Origin of the sequence: Mumia sp. zg.B21, from assembly GCF_019550855.1 — a bacterium.
GTDB lineage: Bacteria > Actinomycetota > Actinomycetes > Propionibacteriales > Nocardioidaceae > Mumia.
On record NZ_JAHWCJ010000001.1, the window covers coordinates 29,628 to 49,934 of the forward strand.

26 protein-coding genes are annotated in these 20,307 nt (G+C 71.8%); 17 read left to right on the top strand and 9 right to left on the bottom strand.

The window, feature by feature from the left end; genetic code table 11:
• Positions 1-137: 137 nt before the first annotated feature.
• Positions 138-905 carry a MerR family transcriptional regulator gene (locus tag KV100_RS00150; protein ID WP_220340898.1) on the bottom strand — a complete coding sequence of 256 codons (768 nt, stop codon included), beginning with the start codon at positions 903-905 and terminating at the stop codon, positions 138-140.
• A 112-nt stretch (positions 906-1,017) separates the two neighbouring features.
• Between KV100_RS00150 and KV100_RS00155 the strand changes: the two genes are divergently transcribed.
• The 5 genes from KV100_RS00155 to KV100_RS00175 are packed head-to-tail and all read left to right on the top strand — an operon-like array spanning position 1,018 to position 6,222.
• Positions 1,018-1,608 (top strand): YqgE/AlgH family protein, encoded by a 591-nt coding sequence (locus KV100_RS00155; protein WP_220340899.1) that lies wholly within the window; start codon positions 1,018-1,020, stop codon positions 1,606-1,608.
• Between the two features lie 40 nt (positions 1,609-1,648).
• Complete coding sequence (locus KV100_RS00160) at positions 1,649-1,912, top strand: DUF3039 domain-containing protein (RefSeq protein ID WP_220340900.1); 264 nt, start codon at positions 1,649-1,651, stop codon at positions 1,910-1,912.
• Positions 1,905-2,930, top strand: coding sequence for a zinc metalloprotease (locus tag KV100_RS00165; RefSeq protein WP_255565929.1), 1,026 nt, complete (start codon positions 1,905-1,907; stop codon positions 2,928-2,930). The genes KV100_RS00160 and KV100_RS00165 overlap by 8 nt, the downstream gene beginning before the upstream one ends.
• Positions 2,930-4,744, top strand: coding sequence for a DEAD/DEAH box helicase (locus tag KV100_RS00170; RefSeq protein WP_220340902.1), 1,815 nt, complete (start codon positions 2,930-2,932; stop codon positions 4,742-4,744). Before KV100_RS00165 ends, KV100_RS00170 begins: the two co-directional genes overlap by 1 nt.
• 17 nt (positions 4,745-4,761) lie before the next feature.
• On the top strand, positions 4,762-6,222 hold the full coding sequence (locus tag KV100_RS00175) for a M1 family metallopeptidase (protein ID WP_220340903.1): 1,461 nt from the start codon (positions 4,762-4,764) through the stop codon (positions 6,220-6,222).
• Here the strand turns inward: KV100_RS00175 and KV100_RS00180 are convergent.
• Genes KV100_RS00180 through KV100_RS00190 form a run of 3 tightly spaced genes read right to left on the bottom strand, consistent with a single transcriptional unit; the run spans position 6,165 to position 8,162 of the window.
• Positions 6,165-6,776: a carboxymuconolactone decarboxylase family protein gene (locus tag KV100_RS00180; protein ID WP_220340904.1), complete on the bottom strand. Its 612-nt coding sequence runs from the start codon at positions 6,774-6,776 to the stop codon at positions 6,165-6,167. The two genes, KV100_RS00175 and KV100_RS00180, sit on opposite strands and share 58 nt — an antisense overlap.
• On the bottom strand, positions 6,773-7,657 hold the full coding sequence (locus tag KV100_RS00185; RefSeq protein WP_220340905.1) for an SDR family NAD(P)-dependent oxidoreductase: 885 nt from the start codon (positions 7,655-7,657) through the stop codon (positions 6,773-6,775). Before KV100_RS00185 ends, KV100_RS00180 begins: the two co-directional genes overlap by 4 nt.
• Positions 7,658-7,664: 7 nt before the next feature.
• Positions 7,665-8,162: an Lrp/AsnC family transcriptional regulator gene (locus KV100_RS00190; RefSeq protein WP_220340906.1), complete on the bottom strand. Its 498-nt coding sequence runs from the start codon at positions 8,160-8,162 to the stop codon at positions 7,665-7,667.
• A 21-nt stretch (positions 8,163-8,183) separates the two neighbouring features.
• Between KV100_RS00190 and KV100_RS00195 the strand changes: the two genes are divergently transcribed.
• The 3 genes from KV100_RS00195 to KV100_RS00205 are packed head-to-tail and all read left to right on the top strand — an operon-like array spanning position 8,184 to position 11,057.
• Entirely contained in the window at positions 8,184-9,560 is a 1,377-nt protein-coding gene (locus KV100_RS00195; RefSeq protein WP_220340907.1) for an FAD-binding oxidoreductase, read from the top strand.
• A gap of 10 nt (positions 9,561-9,570) precedes the next feature.
• The gene (locus KV100_RS00200; RefSeq protein ID WP_220340908.1) at positions 9,571-10,575 is read left to right on the top strand and encodes an alpha/beta hydrolase; all 1,005 of its coding nucleotides are present in this window, start codon (positions 9,571-9,573) and stop codon (positions 10,573-10,575) included.
• Positions 10,576-10,610: 35 nt separating this feature from the next.
• Entirely contained in the window at positions 10,611-11,057 is a 447-nt protein-coding gene (locus tag KV100_RS00205) for a hypothetical protein (RefSeq protein ID WP_220340909.1), read from the top strand.
• Here KV100_RS00205 and KV100_RS00210 read toward each other — a convergent pair.
• Complete coding sequence (locus KV100_RS00210) at positions 11,032-11,922, bottom strand: hypothetical protein (RefSeq protein ID WP_220340910.1); 891 nt, start codon at positions 11,920-11,922, stop codon at positions 11,032-11,034. The genes KV100_RS00205 and KV100_RS00210 overlap by 26 nt on opposite strands.
• Before the next feature lie 53 nt (positions 11,923-11,975).
• On the opposite strand from KV100_RS00210, the gene KV100_RS00215 reads away from it, so the two are divergent.
• Both KV100_RS00215 and KV100_RS00220 read left to right on the top strand, forming a co-directional pair.
• Positions 11,976-12,863: an oxygenase MpaB family protein gene (locus KV100_RS00215; RefSeq protein ID WP_220340911.1), complete on the top strand. Its 888-nt coding sequence runs from the start codon at positions 11,976-11,978 to the stop codon at positions 12,861-12,863.
• Positions 12,856-13,452, top strand: coding sequence for a DapH/DapD/GlmU-related protein (locus tag KV100_RS00220; protein ID WP_220340912.1), 597 nt, complete (start codon positions 12,856-12,858; stop codon positions 13,450-13,452). The genes KV100_RS00215 and KV100_RS00220 overlap by 8 nt, the downstream gene beginning before the upstream one ends.
• A 3-nt stretch (positions 13,453-13,455) precedes the next feature.
• Here KV100_RS00220 and KV100_RS00225 read toward each other — a convergent pair whose 3' ends face one another.
• A complete protein-coding gene (locus KV100_RS00225; protein ID WP_220340913.1) occupies positions 13,456-14,007 on the bottom strand; it encodes an isochorismatase family protein in 552 nt (183 codons plus the stop codon).
• A complete protein-coding gene (locus KV100_RS00230) occupies positions 14,004-15,323 on the bottom strand; it encodes a nicotinate phosphoribosyltransferase (RefSeq protein ID WP_220340914.1) in 1,320 nt (439 codons plus the stop codon). The genes KV100_RS00225 and KV100_RS00230 overlap by 4 nt, the downstream gene beginning before the upstream one ends.
• An 81-nt stretch (positions 15,324-15,404) precedes the next feature.
• Between KV100_RS00230 and clpS the strand changes: the two genes are divergently transcribed.
• The 6 genes from clpS (at position 15,405) to KV100_RS00260 (ending at position 18,635) form a co-directional block, all read left to right on the top strand.
• On the top strand, positions 15,405-15,710 hold the full coding sequence (gene clpS, locus KV100_RS00235) for an ATP-dependent Clp protease adapter ClpS (protein WP_220340915.1): 306 nt from the start codon (positions 15,405-15,407) through the stop codon (positions 15,708-15,710).
• 16 nt (positions 15,711-15,726) lie between these two features.
• Positions 15,727-16,308, top strand: a complete 582-nt coding sequence (locus tag KV100_RS00240; RefSeq protein ID WP_220340916.1) for a DUF2017 domain-containing protein — start codon at positions 15,727-15,729, stop codon at positions 16,306-16,308.
• Positions 16,309-16,341: 33 nt separating this feature from the next.
• Complete coding sequence (locus KV100_RS00245; RefSeq protein WP_220340917.1) at positions 16,342-16,788, top strand: 2'-5' RNA ligase family protein; 447 nt, start codon at positions 16,342-16,344, stop codon at positions 16,786-16,788.
• Positions 16,789-16,881: 93 nt separating this feature from the next.
• Positions 16,882-17,376 (top strand): M67 family metallopeptidase, encoded by a 495-nt coding sequence (locus KV100_RS00250; protein WP_308291312.1) that lies wholly within the window; start codon positions 16,882-16,884, stop codon positions 17,374-17,376.
• A 6-nt stretch (positions 17,377-17,382) separates the two neighbouring features.
• Positions 17,383-17,661: a MoaD/ThiS family protein gene (locus tag KV100_RS00255; protein ID WP_220340919.1), complete on the top strand. Its 279-nt coding sequence runs from the start codon at positions 17,383-17,385 to the stop codon at positions 17,659-17,661.
• Between the two features lie 26 nt (positions 17,662-17,687).
• Positions 17,688-18,635: a PLP-dependent cysteine synthase family protein gene (locus tag KV100_RS00260; protein WP_220340920.1), complete on the top strand. Its 948-nt coding sequence runs from the start codon at positions 17,688-17,690 to the stop codon at positions 18,633-18,635.
• Positions 18,636-18,667: 32 nt separating this feature from the next.
• On the opposite strand, the gene KV100_RS00265 is transcribed toward KV100_RS00260, so the two are convergent.
• Entirely contained in the window at positions 18,668-19,171 is a 504-nt protein-coding gene (locus tag KV100_RS00265) for a DinB family protein (RefSeq protein WP_220340921.1), read from the bottom strand.
• A 25-nt stretch (positions 19,172-19,196) separates the two neighbouring features.
• A complete protein-coding gene (locus KV100_RS00270) occupies positions 19,197-19,568 on the bottom strand; it encodes a DUF4267 domain-containing protein (protein ID WP_220340922.1) in 372 nt (123 codons plus the stop codon).
• A gap of 84 nt (positions 19,569-19,652) precedes the next feature.
• Here KV100_RS00270 and KV100_RS00275 point away from each other — a divergent pair, with 84 nt between their 5' ends.
• On the top strand, positions 19,653-20,237 hold the full coding sequence (locus tag KV100_RS00275; protein ID WP_220340923.1) for a TetR/AcrR family transcriptional regulator: 585 nt from the start codon (positions 19,653-19,655) through the stop codon (positions 20,235-20,237).
• Positions 20,238-20,307 lie beyond the last annotated feature (70 nt).

Consider the following 20,307-nt stretch of genomic DNA (forward strand, 5'->3'; position numbering starts at 1 on the left):
CAGGCGGCCTCGGTTCGGCGCGCGCGCTCCCCTACGATCGGCACCAGGGTTTCGGCCCCACCCGGCGGGTCCCTCCCTCCAGCGTCGGGTGGGGCCGTTCTCCGCCTCCGGGGGAGCCGTCTGTGGAGACGCCGGCGTCAGGCCTCGGGAGCGGGTCGCTGGTCGCCGAGCGCCGCGAGCTCCTCGCCCAGGGCGTCGTCGATCGCGTGCGCCAGCTCGTCGCGGAACACCGCGACGACCGCCTGCGCGGCGACCGGCAGCAGGTTGGCGATGGAGGTCACGACCTCCTGCCACTGGTCGTCGGGCATGCCGGCGCCGACGAACGGCTGCCAGATGTCGCGACGCACGCGGCCCACGAGGTCGTCGGCGACCGTGCGCAACGGCCCCGACAGCGCCGGGAGCAGCTCGAGCACCGTCTCCGGGGCCAGGCCGAGCGAGATGGCGGCGGCTCCGGCCCGCACCACCTCGGGACGGTTCACCTCGAGAGTGTCGTCGTCGACGATGGTGGCCAGGCCGCGGTCCACGAGCTTCTGGGCGAGGTCGGTGTCGCGGTCGATGCCTGCCATCGCCGAGAGCCGGTCGCGTGACATGAGCTCGCTCTCGGGCTCGCGGGCCAGCGGCGAGTCGAGCACCGTGATCAGGTCGAGTGCGTAGTCGGCCGTCGTGGAGGTCTTGTCCTGCAGCGCCTTCTCGACGGCCTGCAGCGTGTAACCGCGGTCGAGGAGGCTGCGGACGAGCTGGAGCTGCTTGACGTGGGAGCGCGTGTAGTAGCCGGTGCGTCCCTCCAGCCGCGGCGGTGCGAGCAGTCCACGACTGGCGTACGCGCGGACGTTGCGCACGGTCATCCCGACGCGTGCCGCGAGCTCGTCGACGGTGAGCTCGTCCTCGTTGGCGGTGTCGGCCATCTCGTCCTTCGTGTCGGGTTCGCGGTCCGGTCATCCTACGGCCTGGGTACCCGCGCGAGAGGGCGCCACGGCGTACGCTGAAAGCCGATGAGGCGCCGAGCGAGGAGGGGCGATGACCGACCAGGAACCCGCCGGCATCTCGCCGCGTCACCGGTCGTGCCGAGGCCGTCTTCTCGTGGCCACTCCGCTGCTCGTGGGCGGGCCGTTCTTCCGCGCGGTCGTCGCGGTGCTCGACCACGACGCCGGGGGAGCGCTCGGCGTGATCCTCAACCAGCCGCTGGACGCCACGGTCGCCGAGGTCCTGCCGGAGTGGTCGACACTCGTGTCCAGCCCGACCGCCCTCTTCTCCGGTGGTCCCGTCTCGCCCGACTCGGCCCTCGCGCTCGGCGTCCTGCGGTCGGGTGACCGGCCGCCGACCGGCTGGCGCGAGATGTACGACCGCGTGGGACTGATCGACCTCGACCTGCCGGCCCACGGCGTCGAGCCGGGGCTGCGTGGGATGCGGGTCTTCGCCGGGTACGCGGGGTGGAGCCCGGGGCAGGTGGAGGAGGAGATCGCCGAGGGTTCGTGGGTGGTGGTGGACGCGTTCGACGAGGACCTTCTCTCGTCCAATCCCGAGGCGTTGTGGCGTCAGGTGCTCCGCCGTCAACGCAGCGATCTCGCAATGCTCTCGACCTATCCGGACGATCCCCAGCTCAACTGACCGGCTAGGGGGACGGTTCTTTCTGGCATAGACTGAAGGGGTGTCGACCACCTTCAGTCCCGGATCCCAGACGTCGTCGGACGTGCGCACGCAGCCGCGCCTCGACGACGGCGATCACGAGCGCTACTCGCACTACGTGCCCAAGGGCAAGCTCACCGAGGCGATGATCGAGGGCACGCCCGTCGTCGCCCTGTGCGGCAAGGTGTGGGTGCCGAGCCGTGACCCGCAGCGCTTCCCCGTGTGCCCGGAGTGCAAGGAGATCTGGGAGTCCCTGAAGGCAGGCGGCTCCGGTGACGATGAGTGATCGGCCGCGGCGGCGGCCGCGCTCGTATGCCCTGGGGGCGGTGCTCATCGGCACCGCCCTCGTCGCGAGCATCGCGGCGCTGACGGGTGCCTCGGCGGTCGTGCCGGCATCCGCAGCGCCCGCCTCGGCACGGCCTGCGGCTGCCGCGACCGACTGCACTGCCGACGAGACGCTCGGCGCACGGACGCTCAACGGTCTCGACGGTGTCGTGCGGGCGCCCGAGCCCTCGCACGCGACGGTCGAGGCGTACGAGCGCGACCTCGCCCGTCGCGTCGGCGCGGTGGGCGCCGCGAGCGACCGGCGCAGCGCGCAGGGCGATGGCCCCCGGCGGATCAAGATCCGTGTGTACGCCCACGTCATCAAGCCGTCCTCCACGAGCAAGACCGTCAGCCGCGCCAAGGTGCGGCGCCAGATCAAGGTGATGAACCGCGCCTTCGCGGGCAAGCAGTGGCGCGACGCGCGCAGCACCCGCTTCCGGTTCGTGCTCAAGAAGACCGACTACACGGTCAACCGCGCGTGGTACAACGCCGGGCTCGGCTCGCGTGAGTCCCGGGCGATGCGCAAGGCGCTGCACCGCGGCAAGAAGCGCGATCTCAACCTCTACATCGCGGCGCCGACCGAGCGGGGCGACCTGCAGGTCCTCGGCTACGCGACGTTCCCGCAGCGCCCCAAGAGCAAGCTCGCGACCGACGGTGTCGTGATCCACCGTGACTCGATGCCGGGCGGACGCTTCCGCGGCTACAACAAGGGCGACACCGCCGTGCACGAGACCGGGCACTGGCTCGGGCTCTACCACACCTTCCAGGGCGGCTGCGGCAAAAAGAACGACCGCGTGCACGACACCCCTCGCGAGCGGATCCCGAGCTTCGAGTGCCCACGGGGACGCGACACCTGTCCGTCTCCGGGGGAGGATCCGATCCACAACTTCATGGACTACTCCTACGACCGGTGCATGCACCACTTCACGCCCGGTCAGATCGAACGCATGCGCAAGCTCTGGCGGGTGTATCGCCGCTGATGTCCGGGGCCGCGCATCTCTCACCGGCCTATCCCGACCGCGCAGCCTGGGGCACCGCTCCCAAGCTGCGCGCGTGGCAGGCCGACGCTCTCTCCCGCTACGCCGAACGCAACCCGCGTGACTTCCTGGCGGTCGCGACCCCGGGAGCCGGCAAGACGACCTTCGCGCTGACGGTCGCCGCCCAGCTCCTCGAGCGCCGCATCGTCGAACGCATCGTGGTCGTCGCGCCGACCGACCACCTCAAGACGCAGTGGGCGGAGGCCGGTGCACGCGCGGGCATCCCGCTCGACCCGTCGTTCAGCGGACGCGGTGGCGCGATGGCCTCCGACTTCAAGGGCTTCGCCCTCACCTACGCCGGGGTGGCGACCAACCCCACCGCGTACCGGCTGCGCACCGAGCGCTTCCGCACGTTGGTGATCCTCGACGAGGTGCACCACGCCGGCGACGCCCTCTCGTGGGGTGATGCGGTCCGGGAGGCGTTCGAGCCCGCGACGCGCCGGCTGGCGCTGACCGGCACCCCGTTCCGGTCCGACACCAACCCCATCCCGTTCGTCACCTACGCTCCCGGCGACGACGGCATCGGCCGGAGCGTGGCCGACTACTCGTACGGCTATGCGGAGGCGCTCGCCGACGGCGTGGTCCGCCCTGTCCTGTTCATGGCGTACTCCGGTGACCTTCGGTGGCGTACGCGCGCCGGCGACGAGGTCGCGGCGCGGATGGGCGAGCCGATGACGAAGGACCTCACCGCGCAGGCGCTCCGTACGGCGCTCGACCCGGCCGGCTCATGGATCCCGTCGGTGCTCGGCGCGGCAGACACCCGGCTGTCCGAGGTCCGGCGCCACGTGCCCGACGCAGGCGGGCTCGTGATCGCGAGCGACCAGAACACCGCACGGGCCTACGCCAAGATCCTCCGCGAGGTGACCGGTGACGGACCCGCTCTCGTGCTCTCGGACGAGAAGGAGGCCAGCGCGCGGATCAGCGCGTTCGCCGAGTCCGACGAGCGGTGGATGGTCGCGGTCCGGATGGTCAGCGAAGGCGTCGACGTGCCACGGCTGTCGGTCGGCGTCTATGCGACCAGGACGTCCACCCCGCTGTTCTTCGCCCAGGCGGTCGGTCGCTTCGTCCGTGCCCGCAAGCGGGGCGAGACGGCGACCGTGTTCGTCCCGAGCGTCCCCCGTGTCCTCGGGCTCGCCTCCGACCTCGAGGTGCAGCGCGACCACGTGCTCGGTCGCGCCGGCGGTGACGACGACGATCCGTTGGCTCTCGACGACGAGCTGATCGCGGCCGCCCAGGCGACCCAGTCCACCGCCGATCTCGAGCCGTTCGAGTTCAAGGCTCTCGGCAGCGAGGCGTCGTTCGACCGCGTGCTCTACGACGGTGGCGAGTTCGGACACGAAGGCGAGGTCGCGACCGGGTCGGAGGAGGAGATGGACTTCCTCGGGATCCCCGGCCTGCTCGAGCCCGACCAGGTGCGAGAGCTGCTTCGCCACGCGCGGACCCGGCGCACCCAACGGGGTGTCGCAGCCGCAGCCGAGCGGGGGGAGCCCGCCGACTCCCAGGCGGGGGCGACCGGCGCTCCTGGGCCGGCGACGCGGCCCGACGAGCCGAGCACGCACCAGATGCGTGCGCTGCTGCGGCGCGAGCTCAACGGACTCGTCGGCGCGTGGCACCACCGCACGGGTCAGCCCCACGGTGTCGTGCACAACCGGCTGCGCGAGGAGTGCGGGGGACCTACGGCAGCGAGCGCGTCGGTCGACGACCTGCGGGCGCGCATCGACAAGATCCGCGAATGGGCCGGTCGACCGACCTCTTGACGTCGTAGTGTCACAGCATGCGTCTCGCCGTCGCGATCGCCTCTGCCACCCTGCTCGCCGGGCTGCTGCCCGGTGCACCAGGTGCGGCCACCGCGGCTGAGGCGGGCGAGGCCGGCACCAACACCGCGGTGCGTGCGGGCATGGCGGCCGCACCGGGCGTCGGTCGGCCGGGAGCCGGCGACGCATACTTTCCGGGCCACGGCAACGGCGGCTACGACGTACGGCACTACCAGGTCACCGCCGCGTACCAGCCTGCCGAGAAGCGTCTCGTCGGACGCACCCGCCTGCGGGCGGTGGCGAGCCAGCGGCTCCGGCGCTTCAACCTCGATCTCGTCCTCGCCGCCTCGTCGGTACGGGTCGGCGGGCGCCCCGCGCGGTTCAGCCAGCGCGGCAGGGAGCTGGTCGTCACCCCGCGCCGGGCGATCCGCAAGGGCGATCGCTTCGTGGTGTCCGTCGCGTACGCCGGCCGGCCCGCGAGCATCAGCCGCCGCGGTGCCCGGCCTTTCGTCACGACGCGGGCGGGCGCGATCGTCGTCGGCCAGCCCGAGGCCGCCCCGTGGTGGTTCGCGAGCAACGACCACCCGAGCGACAAGGCGACGTACGACATCCGCCTCCGGGTCCCGCGCGGCCGGGAGGCGATCAGCGTCGGCAGGCTCGCGGGACGCAAGCGCGTCGGTGACCTCGTGCAGTGGCGGTGGGTGATGCGGCGGCCGATGGCGACCTACCTCGCGTTCGCGGCCTGGGGTGACTTCCGTGTCGTCCGCGGTCGGGCCGGTGGTGTCCGCTATCTCTACGCCTACGACCGTGCGCTCAGCGCCGGCGTGCGCCGGCGGGCGGTGCGCTCGCTGCGCCGTACGCCCGAGGTGACGCGGTTCCTCGCGCGCCACCTCGGCCCCTATCCGTACGGCGACCACGGTGGCGTAGTCACGAAGGCCGACCTCGGCTTCGCGCTGGAGACGCAGACCCGCCCCGTCTACGACGCCGCCTTCTTCCGCCGTGGGGCGGGCCTGCAGCCCGGCCAGAACACCTCGGTCGTCGCGCACGAGGTCGCTCACCAGTGGTTCGGCGACTCGGTCTCGCTGCGCCGGTGGCGTGACATCTGGCTCAACGAAGGGCTCGCGACCTACCTCGAGTGGATGTGGGACGAGTCGCAGGGACTCGGGTCGGTCCGGAGCGAGTTCGACTACTGGTACGACCATGGCGGCCGAGCGTTCTGGCGGCTGCCCGTCGGCAACCCGGGACGGGACCGGATGTTCGACAACCGGGTCTACGTGCGAGGCGCGATGACGATCCACGCGCTGCGGCGCGAGATCGGCGACGCGGCGTTCTTCGCGCTGCTGCGGCGGTGGGTCGGCGAGCGCCGTGACGGCCACGGGACCACTGCGCAGTTCGAGCGGCTCGCCGAGGACGTCAGCGGGCGTCAGCTCGACGGGGTCTTCGACGCCTGGTTGTTCCGGCGGTCGCGCCCGTTGCTCTGAGCGTGAGCCGGGGCGGCGGGCTCGTCCAAGGGCACGCGCAACGTGTGCAGCGTCGTCGCGAGCCCGTCGTACTGGCACACGAGCATGACGATCTCGACCAGGCTGCGGGGTGGGAAGCGCGCTGCCAAGGACTCCCACGTGCTGTCGTCGACGTCACGCGTGAGGACCAACGCGTCGGCGGTGTCGAGGAGCGCCTGGTCGGCAGCCGACCAGGGCCACGTCGTGGCCGGATCGGTGACCGCCTCGATCTCGTCCGTGCTCAGACCGGCCCGCGCACCGAGACGACGGTGGTGGTCGAGCTCGTAGGCAGACCGGCGCAGCGCGGCGACACGGAGGATCACGAGCTCGGCCTGCCGGCGAGGGAGCGTCCCGAACGGCATCAGGCGCCCCGAGTAGTGGAGCCAGCCTCGGAACAGGCCCCGCGTCCGGCCGAGGACGGAGAAGAGGTGCACGTCGCGGACCCCGACCACGCGGGAGGCGACACGGGCGAGCGCGGCGTTGACGAGGCCGAGGTCGCGCCGGTCACCCGGGGGGACGCGGGGGAGCTCGGTCACGCGGCATCCCGAGGACCGTCTGGCGCCGCTTCGGCGGTCGGCTGCGGTGTCGTCAGGCCCGCGCCCTCCCGGCGTGCGATCTCGAGCGCGTGGCGTACGCGCGAGCGACGCAGGGTGCGTTCGACGGCGCGCTGGACGGCGGCGCGAGCAGGGAGCGCGGCCCTGACGAAGCGCGGTGAGGTGACGACGCGGGCCCGGCGGGCGATGCCGCGCTCGAGCGCGGTGATCGCGTCCTCGAGCGGAGCGACGCGCCCGATCGGGGTGCCTCGCATCAGTATCGTGGCCGCCTCCGTGCCAAAACCTCGGCTCGTCATCTCGGTGTCGAGCTCGCCGAAGAAGGCGACGCCGACGCGGGCGCCGCTCGGCGCGAGCTCGAGGCGGAGCGCGTCGCCGAGCGCCTCGACGCCGGCCTTCGACGCGGAGTAGGCACCCAGCATCGGGAGGTGCACGGCAGCCGCGAGCGACGAGACCAGGAGGGCGTAGCCCTCGGGGTGGCTCACGTGAGGCCCGGCGAGACGCACCGTGTCGTACACGCCGGTGAGGTTGACCGCGAGCGTGCGGTCCCACACGTACGGGTCGCCACCGACGATCGGCAGCTGCGCCGCAACCCCGGCGTTGGCGACGACGACATCGAGGCCGCCGAGCGCGGACGCAGCCGCTTCGATGGACCTCTCGAGCCCTGACCGGTCGGTGACGTCGCAGGCGAACCACGGCGCGTCACCCGCACGGGCGGCCGTCGCCGCGAGGCCGTCGGGCTCGAGGCCGAGGAGGGCGAGACGGGCGCCGCTCTCGGCCAGACGGACCGCGAGCGCCGCGCCGATCCCACGGGCGGCGCCGGTCACGAGGACGCGTCGTCCGGCGAGTCCGGCTGCGGTGCTCACGCGCACACTATGGCGCGGGCGGCGCCGCGGTGTCGAGGCCCAGCGCGGCGTCGAGCAGGGGGGCGACCCGGGGCGCGAGCTCGGTCTGCAGCGCGATGACCGTGGCGACCCGCACGATCGACGGCTCCGAGACGACGGCGTCGAGGACCCGCTGGAGGTCGGTGTTGGAGCGGGCGACGACGCGGCACCAGAGGTCGCCGGCACCGGTGATGGTGCATGCCTCGAGGACCTCGGGGATGGAGGCCAGGTGGTCGGCGACGGGGGCCCGACCCTCGCCCTGGACGACCTCGAGCGTGAGGAAGGCGGTGACGGGATAGCCGAGCGCCGCCGGAGAGACCGTCGGTGACCAGGACGCGATCACGCCGCGCTCGGCGAGGCGGTCGAGCCGCGTCTGGACCGTGGCACGGGCGACCCCGAGTCGCCGCGAGGCCTCGAGGACCCCGATCTTGGGCTCGGCGAGGAACAGGCGGGCGATCTGGGCATCGAGGTCGTCGATCGCAGGCATCCGGTCAGCATAGGGTGAGGCATGGACACCGACGTCTTCGTCGCCGAGCTCGTCGCCGCTCTCGGGCCGGACGTGGTGGTCACCGATCCTGACCGCCTCGTCTCCTACCGGACCGACCGCGCGATGTTCTGCGAGGCGGGCACCCCGTGCGCGGTCGTGCTCGCCCGGGCGACAGGCGACGTCGCGACGGCGATGCGGCTCGCCTCCGCGCACGGGGTCCCGGTTGTGGCGCAGGGCGCCAGGAGCGGCCTCTCCGGTGCCGCCAACGCGATCGAGGGCGGGTTGGTGATCACGCTCGAACGGATGGACCAGGTCCTCGAGGTCGACACCGACGAGCGACTCGTCGTGACCCAGCCCGGCGTGCTCAACGCCGTCCTGTCGCGCACGGTGGCCGAGCATGGGCTGTTCTACCCACCGGACCCCAGCTCGTGGGAGTTCTGCACGATCGGCGGCAACCTCGCCACGAACTCCGGCGGCCTCTGCTGCGTGAAGTACGGCGTCACGACCGACTACGTCCTCGCGCTCGAGGTCGTCCTCGCGAGCGGAGAGGTGCTGCGGACGGGGCGGCGTACGGTCAAGGGCGTCGCCGGATACGACCTGGTGCGCCTGTTCGTCGGCTCGGAGGGGACGCTCGGCATCATCACCGAGGCGACGCTGCGGCTGCGGCCCGCCGCCCACCGCCCTCGGACGCTCGCGGCCACCTTCGGCACCGTGCACGCGGCCGCGGAGGGCATCGGCGCGATCGCCCGCTCGAGCGTGGTCCCCAACCTGCTCGAGCTGATGGACGCCACGAGCCTCCGGGCGGTCAACGACGCCTACCGTCTCGGATTCGACGCCGAGGTGGGGGCGCTCGTCCTCGCGCAGTCCGACGCGCCGGGTGCCGCCGGAGAGGAGGAGATCGCCGCCCTGGCGGCCCACCTGCGGGACGCGGGAGCGTACGACGTGGTGCTCGCCGCCGACGACGCGGAGGCCGCACTCCTGCTCACCGCTCGGCGCGAGGTGCTGACGGCCTTCGAGTCGATGGGGACGACGATGGTCGACGACGTCTGCGTCCCGCGGTCGAGGATCGCCGACCTCGTCGACGGGGTCGCCGCGATCGCTGCGAAGCGCGAAGTGGTGATCGGGGTCGTCGGGCACGCCGGTGACGGCAACTTCCACCCGTGCGTGATCTTCGACGGTGCCGACCTCGACGAGGCGGAACGGGCGCACGCGGCCTTCGACGACGTGATGCACCTGGGCCTCGACCTCGGCGGAACCATCACCGGGGAGCACGGGGTCGGCGTCTTGAAGCGGACACTGCTCGAGCGTGAGCTCGGGCCCGTCGGACTCGGGGTCCAACGCGCCGTGAAGCACGCGCTCGACCCTCACGGTCTGCTGAACCCCGGGAAGGTCATCTAGTCTGGCGGCCATGGCCGCCCCCTTGCCGATCCGCACCAGACTGTTCACGTTCGTCGAGCGCTTCCTCAACCGACCGATCGACGAGGTGCCGCGAGAGGAGCTCCCTGCTCGCCGTACGCAACGGGCCAAGCTGCTGGGCTCGCCGCTGGGACGCGCCGTGTCGGGCAGACCGCACCCCGACGCCCAGGTCACCGACCGCCTCGTCGAGCTCCAGCCGGTGACGGTCGGCGAGCTCCCGCAGGAGACTCAGCCAGTGACGCTGCGGCTGCGGATCTACCAGCCGCCGACACCGGGGCCCGAGCCGTCGCCGGTGGTGGTGCTCTTCCACGGCGGAGGCTGGGTCCTCGGTGATCCCGAGCAGGACGAGTGGTGGGCCAGCCATCTCGCGGTCGACACGCCGTGCGTCGTGGTCTCCGTGGCCTACCGGCTGGCTCCCGAGCATCCCTACCCTGCCGCCGTCCTCGACACCTGGGCCGCGCTGGACTGGGTCGTGACGCACGCCGACGAGCTCGCGGCCGACCCGGCGCGCATCGTCGTCGCCGGCGACAGCGCCGGCGGCAACCTGGCCGCCGTGGTCGCCGACCTGGCGGGTCAGGCGGGTGCACCGGCGCTCGCCGGTCAGGTCCTCGTCTATCCCGCGGTCGAGATGGAGGAGGTCTTCCCGTCCGAGCGCGAGCACGCGAACGCCCCCGTGCTCACCTCACGCCAGATGCGCGCCTTCTCGCGCCTCTACCTCGACGGCGCCGACCCGTCCGCGCCCACGGCGGCGCCCTTGCACGGGACGCTGTCCGGGGCGGCCGTGCCGGCGTTGATCCAGGTGGCGGGGCACGATCCGCTGCGTGACAACGGTGTCTTCTACGCCGAGGCGCTGCGCGGCAACGGCGGCGACGTCACGCTGACGGAGTACGCCGATGCCGTCCACGGCTACATCAGCCTGCCGGGGATCTCGCCGTCGGCACCGCGTGCGCTGGCCGAGATCGTCACCTTCGTCCGCCGGGTGACCTCCCGCGGGTGAGGTCGTACGTCCGATCGAGGCAGGTGGTGGGGGACATGACCGTCGAGGATCTGCCGCTGATCGACGAGCACGCGCTGACGATCGCGCGGCCGCGTCAGCAGGTGTGGACCGCGCTCGAGGCCTTCGTGCACAGGTCACTGCTCTCGGCGGCCGACGGGGCGATGGCTCGCCTCCTCGGCACCGACCCGCCCGGCGGCTTCGCCGTGGACGACGTCGTCACGGGGGAGCGGCTGGACCTCGCCGGGAGACACCGGTTCTCCGTCTACCGCCTGGTCTTCAGGCTGGCCGACGCACCTCTGGCCGAGGTGCCCGCGGCTGACGCTCCGGCGACGCGACTCTCCGCGCGCAGCTATGCGGTCTTCCCCGGTGTGCGTGGTGCTGTCTACGAGACGATGGTCATCAGGACGCGCTTCCACGTCCTCGCGACGCGGCGGATGCTCCGGCAGGTCCGGCGGATCAGTCTGTCGGACCCAGCAGGCTGAGTGCGCGGAGGTCGGCGAGCGAGGCGTCGACGTCCTCGGAGCCGACGCCGGTGAACCACCGCCGAGCCGACTCCAGCGAGGACTCGCCGATGACCCCGAGCTCGGTGACGACACGGTCCGAGGCGGTCAGGGCCAGGCGCTCGGCGACCGCGCCGACGTCACCCCCGTCGAGGCTCGCGCGGGTGGCGAGGAGCACGTTGAGGAACCCGTGGCGCACGCGACCCGTGTCGGGCTCGCGCCAGGCCACCGCGTGCGCCAGGTCGCCTCGGCACGAGAACGCGACCTCGCGGTCGAGCGCGTCGCCGACGGCACCCGCCAGGGTCTCGGCCGACGGCACCTCCTCCGGGTCGGCCCCGCCGGTCCGCAGCACGAGCCGCAGGTCCTGGGACGCCAACGTGTCGAGGGCGTGCTGCCAGCGCAGCGAGCCCTCGGTGCGGGCGTGCAGCGGGAGCCCGACCTGCACATCGACGTCCTCCAGCAGCCCTTCCGCCTCGAGCTGGCCGACCATCGCCACCACCCGGTGGGCGCCGCGGGCCAGGTCGTCGAGGTCGCGGACGGCCGCGGTGAGGCCGACCAGACGGAGGCGCTCCTGCCGCGTCGCCCACCGCACCGCCGGCTCGATGGCCCCCGCACCTCCGGTGACAGCGACGACGACATCGATCTCGTCGGCGCCGAGGGCGGCCACCGTGCCCTGGACCAGGGGAAGCTCCGTGTCGGGCACGACGAGCGGGCCGAGCACGTCACCGTGATCCTCGGCGGTCGAGCGGCGCGCGGCGTACGCCTCCACGCGCTCGCGCAGGCCGTGTGCCGCCGGTGCCTCGTACGACGTGTCGGCCACGAGATCTCGGAGGTACGGGGCGCTCATGTCTCCGAATCTAGTGCAGACGCCGACCGTCGGAGCACGGTAGCGTCCGGTGCATGACACGCGTCCTGCCCGCCGCTCCCCGGGGACGGGAGCGCTGGCGCCGCGATGCGTGGCAGCGGGTGATCGCGACCCTCGACCCGGAGACGGACTACGAGATCATCTCGGCGGTCGACACCCGATTCGAGTTCCCGTGGGACATCCAGCAGGCGCTCAGCTTCGCGCTGTTCCGGACGTTCGCGGTGCCGTCGATCGGGGTGCTGCTGCACGAGACGCAGGAGTTCACCGAGCGCACCCAGAAGCGCCACGACGACACGGTGCTCGTCCTCGACGCGATCGTCGAGGACGGCATGGAGTCGTCGCCCGGACGTGCTGCGGTGCGTCGGATGAACCAGATGCACGGTGCCTACGCCATCAGCAACGACGACCTGCGCTACGTCCTCGCGACGTTCGTCGTCACGCCCGTCCGGTGGCTCGCCGACTACGGGTGGCGGCCGCTCGGCCCCGCGGAGGTGGACGCGGCGACGCGGTCGTACCAGCGGATGGGCGAGCTGATGGGGATCAAGGACATCCCCGCCTCGTACGCGGAGTTCGAGACGCTCCTCGACGCCTACGAGCGCACCCACTTCGCCTACGACGACCGTTCGCGCGAGGTCGCCGACGCCACGCTGGCGCTGCTCTGCTCCTACTACCCTCGGCTGCTGCGGCCCGCGGTCGAGGTCTTCTCCCGGTCGGTGATGGACCCGCACGTGCGCGACGCGTTCGGGTACGCGACGCCGCCGCGCGCCGTCGTCGCCGTGTCGCGAGGACTCCTGCGGCTGCGCGGTCGCGCGCTCCGGCTCGCCCCTCCGCGGGTCGCACCGTCCCGGCCCGAGGACCGCGGCGCGATCCGCACCTACCTGCCGGGCGGCTATCGCATCGAGGATCTCGGGACGCATGTCTGACGAGCCGTCGACGTACGAGCTCGCGCGCGAGTGGTGGCGCAAGCAGCGCTGGTACGGCCGCGCCTACCGGCCTCTCAACCGGGCGCGGCTCAGCGTCGAGCTGGCGCGGCGGCGCGCGTACGCCCGCGGCGTGGTGCACGGCGACGTGCTCGAGATGCTGCGCGACGGGCGTCTCCACCTCGGGCCGCAGGTGTTCCTCGAGCCCGGGGTCTGGATCACCGGCGGACCGGACGCGCAGATCGTGATCGGTGAGGGCACGTTCCTCAACCTCGACGTGATGGTCTCCGCGTCGCACCGCGTCGAGATCGGCGCCCACTGCATGCTCGCGAACGGTTGCCTCGTGACCGACTCGGCGCACCGCTACGACGACCCGGACGTGCCCGTCCCGTGGCAGGGGTTCACGTCGAAGGGGCCGACGGTGATCGGCGACAACTGCTGGCTGGGCGCCAACGTCGTCGTCACCAGCGGCGTGACGATCGGGGAGCGGTGCGTCATCGGCGCGAACTCCGTCGTCACGCGTGACGTGCCTGCGTTCTCGGTCGCGGCAGGCTCGCCGGCGCAGGTGGTGCGGTCGGTGGCGTACGGGTGAGGCTCAGGCCACCGTGACCCCTGCGGCGTCGAAGTCGCTCCGGGTCTTGTCGAGGTTCGCCTCCGCGACCGGAGCGGTGAGATCCATGAGGACACGCGTGCCGAAACCGCGTGCCGCAGCATCGAGAGCCGTGGCCCGCACGCAGTAGTCGGTGGCGATGCCGACGATGTCGACCGTGTCCACGTCGCGCTCGCGCAGCCAGTCCTCGAGCCCGTCGCCGGTGGTGGCCTTGCCCTCGAAGCCGGAGTAGGCCGCGTCGAACTGGCCCTTCTCGAACACCGCCGCGAACATGTCCGCCGTCAGCGGCGCATGGAGCTCGTTGCCGTGGGTGCCGACGACGCAGTGCGGCGGCCACGAGTCCACGTAGTCGGGCTGGTCGCTGAAGTGGGCGCCCGGGTCGATGTGGTGGTCCTTGGTCGCCACCACCAGGTCGTAGCCGCCGTCGGCGACCAGGCGCGCCACGCGCTCGGCCACCGCGGCGCCTCCTGAGACGGCGAGCGAGCCGCCCTCGCAGAAGTCCTTCTGCACGTCGACGACCACCAGTGCCCTGCTCATCGTGCTCCTCCGCTCGTCACGTCCTCGAAGACCGTCGGGATCGCGGCCTCCCCCCGCGAGAGCTGCCGGGCCCGCAACGGTAGCTCAGCGAGCGAGTCCCGTAGCCGGTCGCGGGCGGTCTCCAGGGTCTCGTCGTGGACCCGTTCGCCGTTCTCGACGAGCGGGACGAGCAGCGGGCGGTCGTTGTCGTCGCTCTCCGGCGGCTCGCCGATGCCGATCACCTCGGCCGTGGCCGTGCCGCGACGGTCGAGGCGACGCAGCGCGTACTTGCGGCCGCCGATCGACACCTTGTCCACGCTCGTCTTCGCGACGGAGATCATCGCGGCGTCGGTCTCCAGACCGTCGGCCCGGGCGACGAGCTTGTAGACGAAGCCGCACGTCGGGTGCCCGGATCCGGTCACCAGCGACGTCCCGACGCCGTAGCCGTCCACGGGAGCGGCGGCGAGACCGGCGATCGCGTACTCGTCGAGGTCGCTGGTCACCGTGATCCTGGTGCCGGTCGCACCGAGCTCGTCGAGCTGGCGTCGGACCTGGCCCGCGAGGAGCGGGAGGTCGCCGGAGTCGAGGCGTACGGCGCCGAGTCCCGTGCCCGCGACGTCGATCGCGACGCGCACCGCCTCGGCGACGTCGTAGGTGTCGACGAGCAGCGTCGTCGCGGTGCCGAGCGACTCCACCTGGGCGGTGAACGCGTCACGCTCGGTGTCGTGCAGCAGGGTGAAGGAGTGGGCGGACGTGCCGGCGGTCGGGATGGCGTACCGGCGGCCGGCCTCGAGGTTCGACGTCGTCGCGAACCCGGCGACGTACGCGGCCCGGGCCGAGGCGACCGCCGCGAGCTCGTGCGTCCGCCGTGACCCCATCTCGATGCACGGACGGTCACCGGCGGCCACCGTCATCCGGGCCGCGGCGGAGGCGATCGCCGAGTCGTGGTTGAGGATCGACAGCAGCAGGGTCTCCAGCACGACGGCCTCGCCGAAGGTGCCTTCGACGATCAAGATGGGCGAGTTCGGGAAGTAGGTCTCGCCCTCGGGATAGCCCCACACGTTGCCGCGGAAGCGGTAGTCGGCGAGCCAGTCGAGCGTCGGCCCGTCCACGATCTCGTTCGCGCGCAGGAACGCGAGCTCGCCGTCGGTGAACCGGAAGTCGGCGATCGCATCGAGCACGCGGCCCGTCCCTGCGACGACGCCGTAGCGCCGGCCGTCGGGGAGCCGGCGTGCGAACAGCTCGAAGACCGAGCGCCGGTCGGCCGTGCCGTCTGCCAGCGACGCCTGGAGCATCGTCAGCTCGTAGTGGTCGGTGAGCAGCGCGGTGGAGGTCACGGCGTCAGCGTAGTGGCGGGCCGGCGGACCGTGGAACTCCACCGGGCAGGGGCGGGCCGGAGAGTTTGCGCGTACGCCACAATGGGCCGGGTGAGCACGCCAAGCCCGATCGAGGTCGACGAGCCGGCGACCGACGAGGTCACCGAGCTCGACCGACCCTGGGTCACCATCGTCTGGAACGACCCGGTCAACCTCATGTCCTACGTCGCGTACGTGTTCAAGTCCTACTTCGGCTACGACGACGCCACGGCGAACGACCTGATGATGAAGGTCCACCACGACGGGCGGGCCGTGGTCGCGACCGGGCCCCGCGAGGAGATGGAGCGGCACGTGCAGGCGATGCACGAGTACGGACTGTGGGCGACGTTGCAGCGGGACGACGCATGAGCGCGGAGAGCATCCGATGAGGGCGTTCGAGCGACGCAAGCGCGACCGGGTCCGCGCGGAGTTCGAGCGGGCCGAGGCCGAGCTGCTCGTCAACCTGCTGGGCCAGGTGATCGAGCTGCTGCGTGACCGCAACGCCCCCGAGGAGTCGTCGCCCGACCCGTTGTTCGGTCAGCTCGGCACGACCGCGTCCTCGCTGCCTCCGGAGGACCCGGTGCTCCGGAGGCTCCTGCCCGACGCCTATCGCGACGACGACGACTCGGCGGCCGACTTCCGTCGCTTCACCGAGCGGAGCCTGTCGACGGCCAAGGTCGAGAACGCTCAGGCGCTCGTCGCGTCGCTCGCGGCGGGCGGCTTCGACCTGGACGACCCGGAGCAGTCCGTGGACCCCATCGAGGTCGAGCTCGGTGAGCGCGGTGCTCAGGCGTGGCTGCGGTCGCTCACCGACGTACGGCTCGCCCTCGCGGTCAGGCTCGGCATCGAGTCCGAGGAGGATGCCGAGGCGGCCGCGGAGAGCGACGATCCCTCCGTGGCGGTGGTCGTCGACATCTACGAGTGGCTGGGCTTCGTCCAGGAGTCCCTCGTCCAGGCCCTCGACTGAGCCCATGAGGTTCTGCCCGTGAGGTTCTGCGTCGTGTCCTTCGTCGAGGACGCGCCGGAGGAGTTCGGACGTGAGGCGTGGCCGCTGCACGTCACCTGGGTGCCGCCGTTCGACGCTGACGAGGCCGAGGCCGTGGAGGCGTTCACCCGTGCTGCCGAGAGTCGTGCGCCCGCAGCCACCGAAGCGGCGGGGGAGGAGTGGTTCGGCAGCCGTCACGACGTGCGGGTGACCGAGCTGGCACGGACCGCTGATCTCGACGCGCTCCATCGGGCGCTGCTGGGCGCCCTCGCCGACGCGGGTGTCGACGTCGCTCGGATGCGGCACGTGCGTGACGCCTTCCGGCCGCACGTGTCGGCTCAGGCTGGCCGGGCTCTCAGGGTCGGGACGCGCGTGACGCTCGACGAGGTGTCGCTCGTCTCCCTGCGACCCGACGACGACCCTCGCCGGCGGCGCGTCGTCCTCACCCGCCCGCTCGGCTGACGCGGAGTGGCACGGAGTGGCGCGGCCCACACGGACGCCGTTCGGATGGCGGACCCACCCTCTGAGCCGGGTGCCACCCCGTACCTTGGAAGCGTGCTCACCATCGACCAGGCGACGTACGACGCGATCATCGCGCACGCTCGACGGGACCACCCGGACGAGGCGTGCGGCGTGGTCGCCGGACGGATCGGCTCGGACCTGCCGACGCGGTTCGTCCCGATGGTCAACGCGGCGATGTCGCCGACGTTCTACGAGTTCGACTCGACGGACCTGCTCCGGCTCTACCAGGAGATGGACGACAACGACGAGGAGCCCGTCGTCGTCTACCACTCCCACACCGCCACCGAGGCCTACCCGTCGCGCACCGACGTCAACCTCGCCGGCGAGCCGAACGCGCACTACGTCCTCGTGTCGACCCGCGACGGCGCCCACGCGCCCGGACCTGTCGACTTCCGCTCGTTCCGGATCGTCGACGGCGAGGTCAGCGAGGAAGAAGTCCGCGTCGTCGAGCGTTACGAGGAGGAGGGCCCGGGCGGCGACTCCGTCCAGGCTCCGAGCACTCATCCCACCGATCGACCAGGAAGCTGACGTCTGATGGCCATCGAGGTCCGTGTCCCCACCATCCTCCGTACCTACACCGACGGCGAGAAGAAGGTCTCCGCCGCCGGTGACTCGGTCAGCGCGCTGATCGAGGACCTGGAGGCTCACCACTCTGGCATCAAGGACCGCCTGGTCGAGGACGGCCAGCCGCGCCGATTCGTCAACATCTACGTCAACGACGAGGACATCCGCTTCTCGGGCGGCCTCGAGACGCCCCTGTCCGACGGCGACGTCGTCGTCATCCTGCCCGCCGTCGCGGGCGGGGCGCGCTGACCTCGCGTACGAGGCCGGACCCGTCCATGCGCTTCGACAACCTGATCGACTCCGTCGGCGGCACGCCGCTCGTCGGGCTCCCGAGGCTGTCCCCGTCCCCTGAGGTCCGGTTGTGGGCCAAGCTGGAGGACCGCAACCCGACCGGCTCGATCAAGGATCGCGCTGCGCTGGCGATGATCGAGCGCGCCGAGGCCGAGGGTGTCCTCCGACCGGGGTGCACGATCTTGGAGCCCACGTCGGGCAACACCGGCATCTCGCTCGCGATGGTCGCCAAGCTGCGCGGCTACCGCATCGTGTGCGTGATGCCGGAGAACACGTCCCAGGAGCGCCGGCAGCTGCTGCGCATGTGGGGTGCCGAGATCGTGTCGTCGCCCGCCGCCGGCGGCTCGAACGAAGCCGTCCGCGTCGCCAAGCGGGTCGCCGAGGAGCACCCCGACTGGGTGATGCTCTACCAGTACGGCAACGCCGCCAACGCCGACGCGCACTACCGCGGCACCGGCCCGGAGATCCTGGCCGACCTCCCCGAGGTGACGCACTTCGTCGGGGGCCTCGGCACGACCGGCACGCTCATGGGCGTCGGACGCTTCTTCCGCGAGGCCAAGCCGGAGGTCCGCATCGTCGCCGCCGAGCCACGCTACGGCGAGCTCGTCTACGGGCTGCGCAACCTCGATGAGGGGTTCGTACCCGAGCTGTACGACCCGCAGTACATCGACGCCCGCTTCTCGGTCGGACCTCGCGACGCCGTGCGACGGGTGCGCGACCTGCTCGAGTCGGAGGGCATCTTCGCCGGCATCTCCACCGGCGCGATCCTGCACGCCGCCCTCGCCCAGGCCTCGAAGGCCGTGAAGGCGGGGGAGCCCGCCGACATCGTCTTCGTGGTGGCAGACGGCGGCTGGAAGTATCTCTCGACGGGCGCGTACGAGGGCACCGTCGACGAGGCGGAGGAGCGGCTCGAGGGCCAGCTCTGGGCGTAGCCCGCTCGTCCGGGAGCGGCTCGCCCCGGCCATCAGGTCGGGTAGCCCTCGAACGGGCCGGTCGCCCCGTCGATCAGCTCGCGGAGGATGTCCGCGTGCCCGGCGTGACGGGCGTACTCCTCGACCATGTGGATCAGCACCCACCGGAGCGACACCGTCTGACCCCACCACGCGGTGCCGGTGTCAGTGAGGTCGAGGTCGTCGATCACCGCGTCGGCGGCCTTGCGGGCCATCGCGAAGTAGGCCAGCACACCCTCGGTGGTCTCCCACGGCTCGATGCGCCAGTCGGCGTCCCAGTCGTCCTCGTCGGCCGGGACCTCGAGCGACTCGCGGCCGAACGTCGAGCAGAACCAGGCGTAGTCGACGGACGCCAGGTGCTTGACCATCCCGAGGAGCGTCGTCCCCGACGGCACCATGGGCCGCCGGAGGTCCTCGTCCGAGAGTCCGTCGATCTTCCACAGGATGGCATCACGGTGGCGGTCGAGAGCCGTGTAGAGGCTCTCCTTCTCGTCGCCGGTGAAGGGCACTCGTCTCATCGAGACAGCATGCCCGACCGCGGTGTCAGACCGCGAAGAGCAGCGCGGCGCTGACGAGGACGATGACGGCCGTGGCGAAGTGGATGCCGAAGGCCACCGCCTTCGTTCCTCCGTTGCGGAGGACGACGAGCGTGTCGCCGAATGGCGCGAGCGAGACGGTGATCATGAACAACCCCGCTGCTCCGGGCGTCGAGAAGGCCAGCAGAGTCAGGCCGACGACGCCGAACGTGGAGTCACGGACTCCTTTGACCGTCAGGTACGCGCCGTCGCCGTCCGGCTTAGCCGGGACGCCGTAGCCGGCGGCTGCCGGGATCGGGTGAGTCAGGAACCGTACGCCGATGAACAGAACCATGAGGCAGAGGGCGGCGGCCAGGACGTACGCGACGGTGATGAGCACGAGAACTCCTTGTTAGCGATGCTAGAAACAAGTGCGACGCTATGCGAGCATGAGCCTGATGTCTAGCGGTGCTAGGATCTCTGCGTGGCGATCCACGAGCGCAGGGCACGCGAACGCGAAGCACGTGAGCGGTTGATCATCGACGTCGCGCGCGAGCTGGCCGAGGCCGAAGGGTGGGAGGCGGTCACGACGCGACGACTCGCGGAGCGCGTCGAGTACAGCCAGCCCGTGCTCTACAGCCACTTCGCCGGCATGGGCGCTCTGATGGCAGCGGTCGCGATGGAGGGCTTCACCGAGATTGCCGAGGCGCTGCTCAGAGCCGTCCGTACACCGGAGGTGTCTCCCTCGGAGCGCCTCGCCGACGTAGCCACGGCGTACCTCGACTTCGGTGCACGCCACCCGGCACTGTACGACGCGATGTTCAGCCGGGCCGTCGAGCTGAAGTTCGCACAGGAGTCCACCCCGGCGCCGATGCGCGAGGGATTCGGTGCGCTTCGCGAGGCGGTCCGCCCGTACGCCGGCGACGACGCCGACGCCGACGTGGACGCGCTCACCGAGGTCTTCTGGAGCTGCCTGCACGGTCTGGTGACGCTCGCCGCCACCGGACGGCTGAACCCTGCGCTGGTCGAGCTGCGGCTCACGGCCCTCGTGGAGCGCTTCAGCCGGTGACGCCGAGCCGCGTCCCACGCGACTCGCCCTGTGGCGTCGGACGCATTGTGTTTCGTGGGTGTGAATCGCA

What these genes read in the sequence shown, in the direction of transcription:
- KV100_RS00265 (WP_220340921.1), bottom strand. Translation starts at nt 19,171, where the DNA reads ATGAGACGAGTGCCCTTCACCGGCGACGAGAAGGAGAGCCTCTACACG.
- KV100_RS00225 (WP_220340913.1), bottom strand. Translation starts at nt 14,007, where the DNA reads ATGAGCAGGGCACTGGTGGTCGTCGACGTGCAGAAGGACTTCTGCGAG.
- KV100_RS00210 (WP_220340910.1), bottom strand. Translation starts at nt 11,922, where the DNA reads ATGAGCGCCCCGTACCTCCGAGATCTCGTGGCCGACACGTCGTACGAG.
- KV100_RS00170 (WP_220340902.1), top strand. Translation starts at nt 2,930, where the DNA reads ATGTCCGGGGCCGCGCATCTCTCACCGGCCTATCCCGACCGCGCAGCC.
- KV100_RS00220 (WP_220340912.1), top strand. Translation starts at nt 12,856, where the DNA reads ATGTCTGACGAGCCGTCGACGTACGAGCTCGCGCGCGAGTGGTGGCGC.
- KV100_RS00200 (WP_220340908.1), top strand. Translation starts at nt 9,571, where the DNA reads ATGGCCGCCCCCTTGCCGATCCGCACCAGACTGTTCACGTTCGTCGAG.
- KV100_RS00190 (WP_220340906.1), bottom strand. Translation starts at nt 8,162, where the DNA reads ATGCCTGCGATCGACGACCTCGATGCCCAGATCGCCCGCCTGTTCCTC.
- KV100_RS00165 (WP_255565929.1), top strand. Translation starts at nt 1,905, where the DNA reads ATGAGTGATCGGCCGCGGCGGCGGCCGCGCTCGTATGCCCTGGGGGCG.
- KV100_RS00195 (WP_220340907.1), top strand. Translation starts at nt 8,184, where the DNA reads ATGGACACCGACGTCTTCGTCGCCGAGCTCGTCGCCGCTCTCGGGCCG.
- KV100_RS00260 (WP_220340920.1), top strand. Translation starts at nt 17,688, where the DNA reads ATGCGCTTCGACAACCTGATCGACTCCGTCGGCGGCACGCCGCTCGTC.
- KV100_RS00175 (WP_220340903.1), top strand. Translation starts at nt 4,762, where the DNA reads ATGCGTCTCGCCGTCGCGATCGCCTCTGCCACCCTGCTCGCCGGGCTG.
- KV100_RS00150 (WP_220340898.1), bottom strand. Translation starts at nt 905, where the DNA reads ATGGCCGACACCGCCAACGAGGACGAGCTCACCGTCGACGAGCTCGCG.
- KV100_RS00240 (WP_220340916.1), top strand. Translation starts at nt 15,727, where the DNA reads ATGAGGGCGTTCGAGCGACGCAAGCGCGACCGGGTCCGCGCGGAGTTC.
- KV100_RS00255 (WP_220340919.1), top strand. Translation starts at nt 17,383, where the DNA reads ATGGCCATCGAGGTCCGTGTCCCCACCATCCTCCGTACCTACACCGAC.
- KV100_RS00155 (WP_220340899.1), top strand. Translation starts at nt 1,018, where the DNA reads ATGACCGACCAGGAACCCGCCGGCATCTCGCCGCGTCACCGGTCGTGC.
- KV100_RS00205 (WP_220340909.1), top strand. Translation starts at nt 10,611, where the DNA reads ATGACCGTCGAGGATCTGCCGCTGATCGACGAGCACGCGCTGACGATC.
- clpS (WP_220340915.1), top strand. Translation starts at nt 15,405, where the DNA reads ATGGGCCGGGTGAGCACGCCAAGCCCGATCGAGGTCGACGAGCCGGCG.
- KV100_RS00215 (WP_220340911.1), top strand. Translation starts at nt 11,976, where the DNA reads ATGACACGCGTCCTGCCCGCCGCTCCCCGGGGACGGGAGCGCTGGCGC.